The organism is Nitrospirillum amazonense (assembly GCF_029594735.1).
In the GTDB taxonomy this organism is placed as follows: domain Bacteria; phylum Pseudomonadota; class Alphaproteobacteria; order Azospirillales; family Azospirillaceae; genus Nitrospirillum; species Nitrospirillum amazonense.
This window is the reverse complement of record NZ_JARPAF010000002.1, coordinates 1-12,525: the sequence shown is the minus strand read 5'-3', so window position 1 is coordinate 12,525 and position 12,525 is coordinate 1. Positions and strand designations below refer to the sequence as shown.

Genomic DNA, 12,525 nt, shown 5'->3' with positions numbered 1-12,525 from the left:
GCCACTTGGCCGCGGCCAGCCGGGGGTCCACTGACGGGGGGCCACTGACGGGCTCCACCTCGGAACCGTGCTCCTCGGGCGCGGTTCATGCGGAGGCCCTCAAACACGCCGTCTTGTTTTTGGGGGCCGCCACCCCAACACTGAGTGTCATGAGCGACCGTCCCCGCCCCTCTCCAGCCTCCGCCCTGCCCGCTCCGCGGCGGGCCGCCGACAGCGTGGGCGCCTTGCCGGGCGGGCGGGTCGTGGCGGTGCTGGGGCCCACCAACACCGGCAAGACCTACCTGGCCATGGAACGCATGCTGGCGCATGCCAGCGGCATGATGGGCTTCCCGTTGCGCCTGCTGGCGCGGGAAAACTACGACAAGGTGGTCAAGGCCAAGGGGGCGGGCCAGGTGGCCCTGGTGACGGGGGAGGAGAAGATCATCCCCCCCGGTGCCCGCTATTGGATCTGCACCGTCGAATCCATGCCGCTGGACCATGTGGCGCAATTCCTGGCGGTGGACGAGATCCAGCTGGCCGCCGATCCGGAGCGCGGACACATCTTCACCGACCGCCTGCTGCACGCGCGCGGGACGGAGGAGACGATGTTCCTCGGCTCCGACACCATCAAGCCCCTGCTGCAAAAGCTGATCCCGAAGGCGGAGTTCGTGTCGCGGCCCCGCTTCTCCAGCCTGACCTACAGCGGGCACAAGAAGCTGACCAAGCTGCCGCCCCGCGCCGCCGTGGTGGCCTTCTCCGCCGCCGACGTCTATGGCCTGGCGGAGCTGCTGCGCCGCACGCGCGGCGGCACGGCGGTGGTGCTGGGGGCGCTCAGCCCCCGCACCCGCAACGCCCAGGTGCAGCTTTATCAAGAAGGGGCGGTGGATTACCTGGTGGCGACCGACGCCATCGGCATGGGCCTGAACATGGACGTCGATCATGTGGCCTTCGCCCGCCTGTCCAAGTTCGACGGCCAGCAGCCGCGCCGCCTGCGCGCGCCGGAGGTGGCGCAAATCGCCGGCCGCGCCGGCCGCCACCTGACCGACGGCACCTTCGGCACGACGGATGAGGCGCCGCCGCTGGATCCTGAGCTGATCGACGCGGTGGAGAACCATAAGTTCGAGACGTTGAAGACCCTGATGTGGCGCAACGTCGACCTGGACTTCCGCAGCCCCCAGGCCCTGCTGCGCGCGCTGGAGGAACGGCCGCCGTCGCCTGTGCTGATCCGCGCGCGGGAGGCGGACGACCATCTGGCCTTGCAGGCCCTGGCGCAGGACGCCGACCTCATGCGCCTGGCCAATAATCCCCTGGCGGTGCGCCTGCTGTGGGAGGTCTGCCAGATTCCGGACTTCCGCAAGGTGCTGTCCGACGCCCATACCCGCCTCTTGTCCCAGATCTTCAAGTATCTGCGCGACGGGCCGGCCGGCACGCTGCCGCTGGATTGGGTGGCGGCCCAGGTGGCCCGCCTGGATCGGGGGGAGGGCGACATCGATACGCTGGTGTCGCGCATCGCCCATATCCGCACCTGGACCTACATCTCCCACCGTCCCGGCTGGCTGGACGATGCCGTCCATTGGCAGGAGCGCACCCGCGCCATCGAGGACCGGCTGTCCGACGCCCTGCATGAGCGCCTGACCCAGCGCTTCGTCGACAAGCGTTCGGCCGGCCTGGTGAAGCGCCTGGCCGATGGGCGCGACCTGATGGGGGCGGTGGACCGTGATGGCCGCGTGCTGGTGGAAGGCCACCCGGTGGGCCGGCTGCACGGCGTGGCCTTCCAGTTGGACGCCGACGTGCCGGCGGCCGATGCCAAGGCCATCACCACCGCCGCCCGTCGCGCCCTGGGCGACGTCATCAATCAGCGGGTGCGCGCGCTGGAGGCGGCTCCCGACGCCGCCATCACCCTGGACGGCGGTGGCGAGCTCAGCTGGGATGGCGCCGTCATCGGCGTGCTGGCGCCGGGGCCAACGCCGCTGGCCCCCCTGGTGCGCCTGGTGGGCGACGATTTCCTGCAGACCGGCCAGCGCGAACCGGTGCGGGCCCGCCTGACCCGTTGGGTGGAGGCGCACGTGGCCCGGGTGCTGGCCCCCCTCGCGGCGCTGGCCGCGGCGGCGCGGGGCGGGGAATTGTCCGGCGCCGGCCGGGGCATCGCCTTCCAGGTGGCGGAGGCGCTGGGTGGTCTGCCCCGAGCCGCGCTGGAACCGTTGATCGCCACCTTGACAAAGGAGGATCGGCGGCGCCTGGCGGCCCTCGGCTTGCGCCTGGGCTTCAGCCAGGTGTTCCTGACGGCGCTGACGCGGCCGGCGGCGGTGGCCCTGCGCGGGCTGCTGTGGTCGGTGGCGCACGCCACGCCCGTGGCCGTGCCGCCACCCGGACGTGTGACCTTGGCCGTCGGCGACCTGCCGCCGGATTTCCTGGCCGCCATCGGCTACGTTCCCCTGGGTTCCCGCGCCATGCGCATCGACATGGTGGACCGGCTGGAGAAATCCCTGGCCGGCCGGGCCAAGGCCGGGCCGCTGGTCGCCGTGGATGATCTGGTGCTGAGCCTGGGCGTGCCCCGGTCGGAGGTGCCGTCCCTGATGTCCGCGCTGGGCTACCGTATGGGGCAACCCAAGGCGGAGGGGGAGCCGGCCCCCTGGCTGCGACGGCGACCCAAGCCCAGCCGGGCGCCGGCTGTGTCGCCCTCTGCGGCCCATGCTGCGGCTCCCGGGGCGGCCAAGCCCGGCAGGAAGGCGGCGCCCGCGCCCCAGCCCGTGTCGCCCGGTGACCATCCTTTCAGTATTCTGCGGACCTTGGTGGAGGTGCCCTGATGGGGGGTGTGGCGGTGATGGCAAAGGCGGCGGCGCGACATGGCTAAGGGAAACGGCAAGGGTGTCGGCCCGGATGACGAGGATGCGGCCGACTTGGCCGAAGGCCGGCTGCGACTGGACAAATGGCTGTGGTACGCCCGTTTCCTGAAGTCGCGCAGCCTGGCCGCCAAGCTGTGCGGTTCCGGCGCCATCCGCTGCGGCGGCACCCCCATCACCAAGGCGCACCACACCGTGCGGCCGGGCGATGTGTTGACCTTTCCCCTGGGCAACCATATCCGCGTCATCAAGGTGGTGGCGCTGGGCACCCGCCGCGGCCCGGCACCGGAGGCCCAGGCGCTCTATGAGGATCTGGCGCCGCCCACGCCGGAGTCGCGCCTTCCCAAGGCCCTGTAAGATTTAGGCGAACTGGTTCTATCCAGATCGGCTTCCGCCTTCTACGCTGTCGGTCAATAAGCGCCGCCCAGGGGGCGCGGCGCGCAAGGATCGAGGCTGGTTATGAAGGTTTGGGGACAGGGCATGGGGGCGGCGTTAGCCGTGGGTATTTTAGGCGCGGCGCTGGGGGCCTGCTTGGTCCCGGTGGCGGCGCACGCCGCGGCGTTCGACCCGGTGGCGGCGACGCAGGCTTATCTGGACACGGTGCCTGCCGACGCGCGGGCCAAGTCGAACGCCTATTTCGAGGGCGGTTATTGGCTGCAGCTGTGGCGCTTCCTGGTGTCGCTGGCGGTGGCGGCCATATTCCTGGCCGGCGGCCTGGCGCGGCGCCTGCGGGACCGGCTGGCCGGCCTGGGCCGCTTCGCCACGCCGGTGTTCTTCATCGCCTACACCGTCATCGACTATGTCCTCAGCCTGCCCTATGTCGCGTATGCCGACTGGTACCGTGAACGGCAATACGGCCTGATGAACCAGACCTTTGGCGACTGGTTCGGCGACCAGATGATCCAGCTGGCCATTTCCAGCCTGATCGGCGCCCTGGTCGTCTGGGTGTTGTATGCCATCGTCCGTCGTCTGGGCCGAAGCTGGTGGGTGTGGGCCAGCGCCTTCGGCGTGGTGGTGCTGGTTCTCATGATCGTGGTGACGCCGGTCTTCGTGGCGCCGCTGTTCAATAAATACGAACCGATGAAGCCGGGCCCGGTGCGCGAGGCCCTGCTGTCCATGGCGCGGTCCAATGAGGTACCCGCCACCGACGTCTATGAGTTCAATGCCTCACGTCAGTCCAACAAGATCAGCGCCAATGTCAGCGGCCTGTTCGGCACCACCCGCATCTCCCTGACCGACACGCTGCTGCAGCGCTGCACCCTGGCGGAGATCAAGGCGGTGATGGGGCACGAGATGGGGCATTACGTCCTGAATCACGTCTTTGTCCTTCTGCTCTACCTCTCCCTCCTGGTCTGCTTCGGCTATCTGTTCGTGGACCGTGTCTTCGGCCGTCTGACGCGTGGCGGACGCTGGGGCGTCACCGGCTTAGGCGACGTGGCGGGCCTGCCCCTGGTCGTCATCCTGTTCACCGCCTATTTCTTCGTGCTGACGCCCGTGCTCAACACCATCATCCGCACGCAGGAAGCGGAGGCCGACGCCTTCGGCCTGAACCTGTCGCGCGAGCCGGACGGCTTCGCCACCGTGGCGCTGAAGCTGGCCGAATATCGCAAGCTGCAGCCGGGCGCGTGGGAGGAGATCGTGTTCTACGACCATCCCTCGGGCTACAACCGCATCCTGCGCGCCATGCGCTGGAAGGCGGAGAACCTGCCAGCGGCGGAAGCTCCGGCACCCGCCGAACCCGCGCCCGGTCATGCCCCGGCGGAGCCCAAGCCGTGACCGACGCCTCTTCGCTCCCGGACTCCCCCTTGGCCGATCTGCTGGCCCATGCCCTGACGTATCCCGAGGCGTGGGAGGATTACCCCTGGGGGGAGACGGTGGTGAAGGTGCGGCAGAAGATCTTCGTCTTCCTGGGCCGGGACGGGGCGGCCGGCTGCCACGTGACGGTGAAGCTGCCTCGCTCCGGCCCCTTCGCGCTGGACATGGCCAACTGCGCGCCCACGGGGTATGGCCTGGGGCGCGCGGGTTGGATCACCGCCACATTCGGCGTGGGCGAGGACGTGCCGCTGGATCTGCTGCGGGCCTGGATCAAGGAAAGCTACCAGGCCGTGGCGCCCAAGAAGTTGGGGGCACGGCTTGATGCCCAGGCCGCGACCGGCGTCGAATCCACGCCTTAACCCTTGCCCTCCAGCAGGTCGCGGCGGGCGACCAGACCCTGGCCGACGACGTCGAAGAAGGCGCGAACGCGCGCGGTGTTTCGCAGATCCCGATGCGTGATCAGCCACAGCTCGCGCGTCAACGCACCCTCAGGACCGGCAACGCGCACCAGGTCCGCTTCCGGATCGCCCAGGTAACAGGGCAGAAGGGCCAGCCCAATCCCGGCCTTCACCGCCATCATTTGATTGATGAGGCTGCTGGAGCGATAGACGATGGCGGCCCCCGGCACCATGTCGGTGAGCCAGGTCGCGGCGGCGGCGGTGGCGGCGGTGTCCCAGCCGATGAAGCTGTGTCCCGCGAACCCCGGCGCGACGGGGGTGGGCTTGCCGGCCAGATAGGCCGGACTGGCATACAAGGCCCAGGCGGTGTCCGCGAGGCGCCGGCCGAACAGATCGCCTTCGGCGGGCCGCGTGGCACGGATGGCGATGTCCGCTTCCCGCCGCAGCAGATCCAGCTGCCGGTTGTCGACCAACAGTTCGATCGAAATCCCATCGTGCCGGGCGCGGAACTCGACCAGCAGGTCGTTCAGCAGCCGGTAGGCCAGGCTTTCCGAGCAGGTGATCCTGAGGTTTCCGGACAGGCGGGCATCCCGCCCGGTGATGTCCCGGTCCAGCGCCAGGGCCTCCTCCTCCATGCGTTCGGCCGCCAGCAGCATGCGCTCCCCCGCGTCCGTCGGGCGGTAGGTGCCGGCGTTGCGCTCGAACAACTGGACCTGGAACGTTGCCTCAAGGGCGTTCAGCCAGCGAAAGATGGTCGAATGATCGTGCCCCAGCGTCTTGGCGGCGCCTTTCAGCGATCCCGTCCGGCTGATCGCCAGGATCAACCGGAAGTTGTTCCAGTCCATGGGGCTTGTCCCTGTGCAAGATTGCCCGCCAAAACCCCCGCGTCTTTGCGTGGGTGCAAAATAAGGCGCCTGTGACGGCCCTGGCAACGCCGCCGGATTTGCGTCGGCGCAAGCGCGCCTTGCCAAAGGCCAAGCCGGCTTGGCGCCGGCGAAAGCCTATGGTGCCCGCCGTTGACCTGAGCTGCTGATCTGAAGGGACCCATGCCCCATGTTCAAGATGTACGGCTTCTGGCGCTCGGCCGCCGCCTTCCGTGTGCGTGCGGCGCTGAACCTCAAGGGCCTGGCGGTCGAGGAGACGATGATCGATCTCGACGCCGGGGCGCAGAACGCGCCGGCCTTCCTGGCCGTCAACCCGGCGGCGGCAGTGCCCGCGCTGTTCGTGGATGGCGGGCCGCCGTTGACCCAATCGCTGGCGATCCTGGAATATCTGGAGGAGTTGTACCCCGACCCGCCGCTGCTGCCCGCCGGCGCGCGCGACAGGGCCCGGGTCCGGGCGCTTGCGCTCAGCTTCGCGGCCGACCATCACCCCTTGATCGTGCCGCGGGTGCGGCGCCATCTGGCCGCCGCCTTCGGTGTGGATCACACCGATTGGGTGCGGCACTGGTTTCGCGAGGGGCTGGCACAAGGGGAGGCCCGTCTGGCCGGTGATCCCGCCGTTGGCCGCTTCTGCCATGGCGACAGCCCCACGATCGCGGACCTGTGTCTCATGAGCCACGTGACGGGTGCCCAGGGGTTCCAGGTCTTCTCGGTGGACTATCCGACCATCGACCGGATTTTCAACGCCTGCATGGAGATCGACGCGTTCGCCAGGGCGGTGCCGCTGCGCCAGCCCGGGGCGCCGCGCTAGGCCTCAACCACCGTGACGGTGTCGCCCGGCCGTACCGTCCCGCCCTCGATGACGCGGGCGTAGACGCCGCAATTGACGTGGCCGTAGCCGTTCATCAGGGATTTCAGCACCGGCATGTCGCGCTCGCCCGTCACCGGGTTGACCTCGGTGGCGGCGCAGCGGCGGATGTTCTTGAACACCTCCAACAGGGTTTCGCCCACGCGCAGGCGCTTGCCCACCCAGTGCGCCTCCGCCCAGGGGGCGAGGTCCGAGAGCAGCAGGTTGCCGCGGAAGCGGCGCGGATCCACCGGCGCCTGGGTCACCCGCTCCAGATCTTTGCAACTGGCGAGGTTGATCAGCGACACCGCCTTTTCCTCGATGTCGCTGAACATGTGGCCTGGCGCCTCGATCACCTTGTAGGGCGGCGGCACGGCCGCGTCTTTCATATAGGCGGCCAGGAATTGCTCAATCAGCAGGCGGCCGGTGGGGGTGTCGATGCGCCCCTTGGCCACCTGCCTGCCGTTGCGCAGCAGCACCAGCGTGCAGTTGGCGGCGTCGTAGCGCGCGTCCAGCGTGGCCAGCCGCTCATCCCGCATCAGGGCCAGGAAGTTGCTCTTGGGCCGCCAGGCGGGGCTGACCACGTCGAAGGTGGTGGCGCCGTGGGTGATGGCGAAGCGCCGGTCCTGCGGCATGCCTTGGCCAGGGGCCAGCGTGACCGCCTCCAGGGTCTGGGCGGACAACCCCTTGACGGGGAAATAGTGCAGGATGGAAACGGTCGTCGTCATGGAGCCAGTCTAAGGGATCGCCCCCGCCGCTTGTCAACGAACGGTCGGGGACAAGTTGACGACAATTAGATGTAGGGATGGGGAGATGTAGGGATGGGGGCGGGATCGGGCTTGCGGCTGGCGGGATCAGGCCCCATATCGCTGGTGCATCCTTCGGATCGCACAATTGTCGTGGATCATGGCTGGAACGGGCTGCCTGGCGGACGCTCCGGTCGACACTAGGAGCTTTTTGCGATGGACTTCGAGAAGTTCACAGAGCGCAGCCGTGGCTTCGTGCAGGCGGCGCAGACGCTGGCGTTACGCGGCGGCCACCAGACCTTGAACCCTGAACACCTGCTGAAGGTGCTGCTGGACGACAGTGAAGGCTTGGCGGCCAACCTGTTGCGCTCCTCCGGCGCCGATCCCGCCCGCGCCCTGTCGGGTGTCGAGGCGGCGCTGGCCAAGGTGCCGGTGGTGTCCGGCCCCGGCGCCGGGCAGATCAGCCTCAGCCGTGAGCTGGCCAAGGTGTTCGACAGCGCCCTGCAGCTGGCCCAGAAGGCGGGCGACAGCTTCGTGACGGCGGAACGCCTGCTGTTGGCCCTGACCATGGCCGAGGGCACGACGGCCGCCAAGGTGCTGGCGGAGGCCGGCGCCAAGCCGCAGGCCCTGAACCAGGCCATCAACGCCCTGCGCAAGGGCCGCACCGCCGACAGCGCGTCGGCGGAACAGAGCTATGACGCGCTCAAGAAATATGCCCGCGACCTGACCCAGGCGGCGCGCGACGGCAAGCTCGACCCCGTCATCGGGCGCGATGAGGAAATCCGCCGCACCATCCAGGTGCTGGCGCGCCGCACCAAGAACAACCCCGTCCTGATCGGCGAGCCCGGCGTGGGCAAGACCGCCATCGTGGAAGGGTTGGCCCTGCGCATCGTCAACGGCGACGTGCCGGAAGGCCTGAAGAACAAGCGCCTGATGGCGCTGGATCTGGCTGGCCTGGTGGCAGGCGCCAAGTTCCGGGGTGAATTCGAGGAACGGCTGAAGGCCGTGCTGCAGGAAATCCAGTCGGCGGCGGGCGAGGTCATCGTCTTCGTCGATGAGCTGCACACCCTGGTGGGGGCCGGCAAGGCTGACGGCGCCATGGACGCCTCCAACATGCTGAAGCCGGCGCTGGCGCGCGGCGAGCTGCATTGCGTCGGCGCCACGACCCTGGACGAATACCGCAAGTACATCGAGAAGGACGCGGCCCTGGCCCGGCGTTTCCAGCCCGTCTTCGTGGCCGAGCCGACGGTGGAAGACACCATCTCCATCCTGCGCGGCCTGAAGGAGAAGTACGAGCTGCACCACGGCGTGCGCATCACCGACGGCGCCATCGTGGCCGCCGCCACCCTGTCCAACCGCTACATCACCGACCGCTTCCTGCCCGACAAGGCCATCGACCTGGTGGACGAGGCCGCCAGCCGGCTGCGCATGGTGGTGGACAGCAAGCCCGAGCAGATTGACGAGCTGGACCGCCAGATCATCCGCCTGAAGATCGAGCGCGAGGCGCTGAAGCGCGAGACCGACCAGGGCTCCAAGGACCGGCTGGTCAAGCTGGAGACGGAGCTGGCCGAGCTGGAGGAGCAGTCGGGCAACCTCACCGCCCAGTGGCAGGCGGAGAAGGACACCCTGTCTAGCGCCCAGAAGCTGAAGGAACAGCTGGAACAGGCCCGGGCGGAGCTGGAAAACGCGCAGCGCACCGGCAACTGGGCGCGGGCGGGCGAGCTGACCTACGGCGTCATCCCGGAGACGGAGCGCCGCCTGCGCGAGGCGGAAGAGGCCGGCGGCAACCGCATGCTGAATGAGGAGGTGCGCGACGGCGACATCGCCGCCGTGGTCAGCCGCTGGACCGGCATTCCCGTCGACAAGATGCTGACGGGCGAGCGCGAAAAGCTGCTGCGCATGGAGGAGAAGCTGCACAGCCGCGTGGTGGGCCAGGACGAGGCGGTGGTGGCCGTGTCCAACGCGGTGCGACGCGCCCGCGCGGGCCTGCAGGACCCCAACCGCCCGATCGGCAGCTTCCTGTTCCTGGGCCCCACCGGCGTCGGCAAGACGGAGCTGACCAAGGCTTTGGCCGAATTCCTGTTCGATGACGAGACGGCCATGGTCCGCCTCGACATGTCGGAATACATGGAGAAGCACTCCGTCGCCCGCATGATCGGCGCCCCTCCGGGCTATGTCGGTTATGAGGAGGGCGGGGCCCTGACCGAGGCGGTGCGCCGCCGGCCCTACCAGGTCGTGCTGTTCGACGAGGTGGAGAAGGCCCACCCCGACGTGTTCAACGTGCTGCTGCAGGTGCTGGACGACGGCCGCCTGACCGACGGCCAGGGCCGCACGGTGGACTTCCGCAACACGCTGATCATCATGACGTCCAACCTGGGGTCCGAGGCCTTGGCCTCGCTGGCCGATGGGGCGGACGCGGCGGCGGTGGCCACGGCGCACGCCCATGTGCTGGAGGTGGTGCGCGGGTCCTTCCGGCCGGAGTTTCTGAACCGGCTGGATGAGATCCTGATCTTCAACCGGCTGTCACGGCCGCATATGGCCGGCATCGTCAATATCCAGCTGGGCCGCCTGCGGCGCATGCTGGCGGAGCGCAACATGACGCTGGAGCTGGACGACGCGGCCCTGCGCTGGCTGGCCGACGCCGGCTACGACCCGGCCTATGGCGCCCGGCCCTTGAAGCGGGTGATCCAGCGGGAACTGCAGAACCCCTTGGCCACCCGTATCCTGGAAGGTCGCATCAACGACGGGGAGACCATCACCGTCTCCGCCGGGCCGGAGGGCCTGGTCCTGAACGGTGAGGCCATCAAGGTGCCGCCGGCCGGCGAAAGCCTCTGGGGCCAGCCGCCCACCGTGCATTGAACCGCATTGTTCCGAGCGCTGACAGGCGAAGGGCCGGTCCCCAGGGGGACCGGCCCTGAATTTTATGGATCCGGGCGTTTATGCTCAGTGCCGCTTCACGGCGGCCTGGACCACGTGACCTGTGCCGGGCTTGACGGCGACCAGGGTGCTGCCGTTGCCGCCCTGCAGATCGCGGAAAGCCTCCTGGTCCTCGGCGACGATGGCCTGGAACTGCTTCAAATCCTTCCCGTCCAGCTTGCGGCCGGCCTCGATCTTGGCCTCCTTGCTGTCGGGATTGATCTGCTGGTTGCCGCGCAGCACTTCGAAATGCAGGTGCGGGCCGGTGGCCCGGCCGGTGGCGCCGACATAGCCGATGACGTCGCCCTGGGCCACGCGCATGCCGGCGCGCAAGTTCTTGGCGATACGGCTCATGTGGCCGTAGGCGGTTTCCATCTGGTTGCCGTGGCGCAGCTTGACGTAGTTGCCATAGCTGCTGAAGGGACCCGCCTGCTCCACCACGCCGTCGCCGGCGGCATAGATGGGGGTGCCCACGGGGGCGCCGAAGTCCTTGCCCTTGTGCATCTTGCTGTAGCCCAGCACCGGGTGCATGCGCATCCCATAGCCGGAGGTGACGCGGGCGCCGTCGATGGGGGTGCGCAGGATGGCGCGGCGGATGCTCTCGCCCAGGGCGTTGTAATAGTCGGGCGTGCTGCCGGACGCCTGGTAGCGGTAGATGGCCTTTTCCTTGCCCGACAGGGTCAGCGAGGCGAACTGGATGTCGCCGTCGCGGGCGGGCTGGCCGTCCTCGGTATAGTAACGCTCGAATAGGATTTCAAAGGTGTCGCCCGGCTGCAGGTCGCGCTGGAAGTCGACATCGTAGGCGTAGCGCTTGATGAAGGCGTCCAGCACGGGGTAGGGCACGCCGGCGGCACTGGCCGCCTCCGACAGGCTGCTGGTGATGCGGCCGCGGGCGGCCATCAGCTTCTTCTCCAGCGGCTTGTCCACCTGGCGGGCCTGATAGCGGCCGCCATTGAAGGCGACCGACACGGCGCGCTCGGCGGCCGGCTGGAATTCCAGGCCGATGAACTTGTCACCCTCGCTGTGGTCGAACAGCACGGTGATGCCCTGGCCGGCCTTCATGCGGCGCACGTCATAGACGCCGCTCAGCGCGCTGACGGCGTTCTGGGCGCTGTCGGCCGGCACGCCGCCGTCCATCAGCACCTGCATCAGGGTGTCGCCCCGGCCGACATTGACGTGGCGACGCTCCACCGGGTCGACCGACAGGGGCTTGCCAGCCTGCGGCGCCGGATCGGCGGCGGCAACCGCAGTCTGCTGCGGCACCTGCTGGTCCTTGGGCGCCGCAGCGGCGGCGGCGGCCAGGTCGGGATCCACGTCAGACGGCGGGGCGGGGGGCAGCGCCTGGGGGGCGACGGCCACGCTGCCCGTGTCGTCCAGGGACGCCAGGGAGACGACGCCGCCCAGGGTCAGGGCGACGGCCGATGTCACGGCGATGCGCTTCAGCAAGGCCCCCACTCCCCCAAATCAAACCGCATCGTCAAAACCCTCAACCTCAAAGGCTACATGGGCCCCATCGGGCGCTGTTTCCCGGGCACCTGCTTCCAGGGCGCGGGCACGGTGTCGACGGGCCGCCCGGTTGAACGGCCTTGGCCGTGGTGCCGACGCACCACGAAAATCCTCATCAACCGGTCCCGCCCTTGCGTGACGGGGCCGATGTCGAGGGAGAGGAACTGACGACTGGAAACGCCGAAATCCGGTTCATTGCCCGGGGATCCGGCAGGTCGTAACGCCCCAGCTTCTTCTCGTCCGATGGGCCTAGGTTCACCTGCCAAAAGGCGCGGAAAGCCTGGCCACCGGTTAGGCCAATCCTCGCGTGACGCGATTGCCACTGTCAACGGGAACATCCTACGTACGACACGTTAATAGGACTTGAAAGACGATGGCGTTTGAGTCCGTCCCTGCGGGGGCAGGCTGGGTACCGCCGACGGGCCGCCTCCTATCCGGCGGTGGTGGCGAAATTGGGGCAAGGTGGCGGCGCCCCGTCTCCACTGCAGGCCTGGGGTGGTTAAAGCGCCTGACAGACATCCTGTCTACGCGCGCGCACGAGCATATATAGGGGATGTACGGCGGCAACGGTGGTGCCTCCGGCGGGGTGGTCTT

General features: G+C 68.7%; 9 protein-coding genes. 6 read left to right on the top strand and 3 right to left on the bottom strand.

Annotated features, from left to right (window positions below; genetic code table 11):
* Positions 1 to 149 precede the first annotated feature (149 nt).
* From P5F91_RS06095 to P5F91_RS06080, 4 genes are all read left to right on the top strand, one after another.
* Entirely contained in the window at positions 150 to 2,786 is a 2,637-nt protein-coding gene (locus P5F91_RS06095) for a helicase-related protein (RefSeq protein ID WP_145611065.1), read from the top strand.
* A gap of 39 nt (positions 2,787 to 2,825) precedes the next feature.
* Entirely contained in the window at positions 2,826 to 3,179 is a 354-nt protein-coding gene (locus P5F91_RS06090; RefSeq protein ID WP_277906804.1) for an RNA-binding S4 domain-containing protein, read from the top strand.
* Positions 3,180 to 3,302: 123 nt separating this feature from the next.
* Positions 3,303 to 4,598, top strand: a complete 1,296-nt coding sequence (locus tag P5F91_RS06085) for a M48 family metallopeptidase (RefSeq protein ID WP_186454763.1) — start codon at positions 3,303 to 3,305, stop codon at positions 4,596 to 4,598.
* Positions 4,595 to 4,996 (top strand): MmcQ/YjbR family DNA-binding protein, encoded by a 402-nt coding sequence (locus tag P5F91_RS06080; RefSeq protein ID WP_277906803.1) that lies wholly within the window; start codon positions 4,595 to 4,597, stop codon positions 4,994 to 4,996. The genes P5F91_RS06085 and P5F91_RS06080 overlap by 4 nt, the downstream gene beginning before the upstream one ends.
* Here P5F91_RS06080 and P5F91_RS06075 read toward each other — a convergent pair.
* Positions 4,993 to 5,880, bottom strand: coding sequence for a LysR family transcriptional regulator (locus tag P5F91_RS06075; protein ID WP_277906801.1), 888 nt, complete (start codon positions 5,878 to 5,880; stop codon positions 4,993 to 4,995). The two genes, P5F91_RS06080 and P5F91_RS06075, sit on opposite strands and share 4 nt — an antisense overlap.
* A 208-nt stretch (positions 5,881 to 6,088) precedes the next feature.
* Here P5F91_RS06075 and maiA point away from each other — a divergent pair, with 208 nt between their 5' ends.
* Positions 6,089 to 6,727 carry a maleylacetoacetate isomerase gene (gene maiA / locus P5F91_RS06070; protein WP_277906799.1) on the top strand — a complete coding sequence of 213 codons (639 nt, stop codon included), beginning with the start codon at positions 6,089 to 6,091 and terminating at the stop codon, positions 6,725 to 6,727.
* Here the strand turns inward: maiA and P5F91_RS06065 are convergent.
* The gene (locus P5F91_RS06065) at positions 6,724 to 7,491 is read right to left on the bottom strand and encodes an MOSC domain-containing protein (protein ID WP_277906798.1); all 768 of its coding nucleotides are present in this window, start codon (positions 7,489 to 7,491) and stop codon (positions 6,724 to 6,726) included. The genes maiA and P5F91_RS06065 overlap by 4 nt on opposite strands.
* 234 nt (positions 7,492 to 7,725) lie before the next feature.
* Here P5F91_RS06065 and clpB point away from each other — a divergent pair, with 234 nt between their 5' ends.
* Complete coding sequence (clpB, locus tag P5F91_RS06060) at positions 7,726 to 10,368, top strand: ATP-dependent chaperone ClpB (RefSeq protein ID WP_145611072.1); 2,643 nt, start codon at positions 7,726 to 7,728, stop codon at positions 10,366 to 10,368.
* A gap of 84 nt (positions 10,369 to 10,452) precedes the next feature.
* Here the strand turns inward: clpB and P5F91_RS06055 are convergent, their stop codons facing one another.
* Entirely contained in the window at positions 10,453 to 11,880 is a 1,428-nt protein-coding gene (locus tag P5F91_RS06055) for a peptidoglycan DD-metalloendopeptidase family protein (protein WP_145611074.1), read from the bottom strand.
* Positions 11,881 to 12,525: the final 645 nt, after the last annotated feature.

Excerpts from the sequence above, each read along its gene's own strand:
- clpB (WP_145611072.1), top strand. The coding sequence starts at position 7,726 with ATGGACTTCGAGAAGTTCACAGAGCGCAGCCGTGGCTTCGTGCAGGCG.
- P5F91_RS06090 (WP_277906804.1), top strand. The coding sequence starts at position 2,826 with ATGGCTAAGGGAAACGGCAAGGGTGTCGGCCCGGATGACGAGGATGCG.
- maiA (WP_277906799.1), top strand. The coding sequence starts at position 6,089 with ATGTTCAAGATGTACGGCTTCTGGCGCTCGGCCGCCGCCTTCCGTGTG.
- P5F91_RS06095 (WP_145611065.1), top strand. The coding sequence starts at position 150 with ATGAGCGACCGTCCCCGCCCCTCTCCAGCCTCCGCCCTGCCCGCTCCG.
- P5F91_RS06065 (WP_277906798.1), bottom strand. The coding sequence starts at position 7,491 with ATGACGACGACCGTTTCCATCCTGCACTATTTCCCCGTCAAGGGGTTG.
- P5F91_RS06085 (WP_186454763.1), top strand. The coding sequence starts at position 3,303 with ATGGGGGCGGCGTTAGCCGTGGGTATTTTAGGCGCGGCGCTGGGGGCC.
- P5F91_RS06075 (WP_277906801.1), bottom strand. The coding sequence starts at position 5,880 with ATGGACTGGAACAACTTCCGGTTGATCCTGGCGATCAGCCGGACGGGA.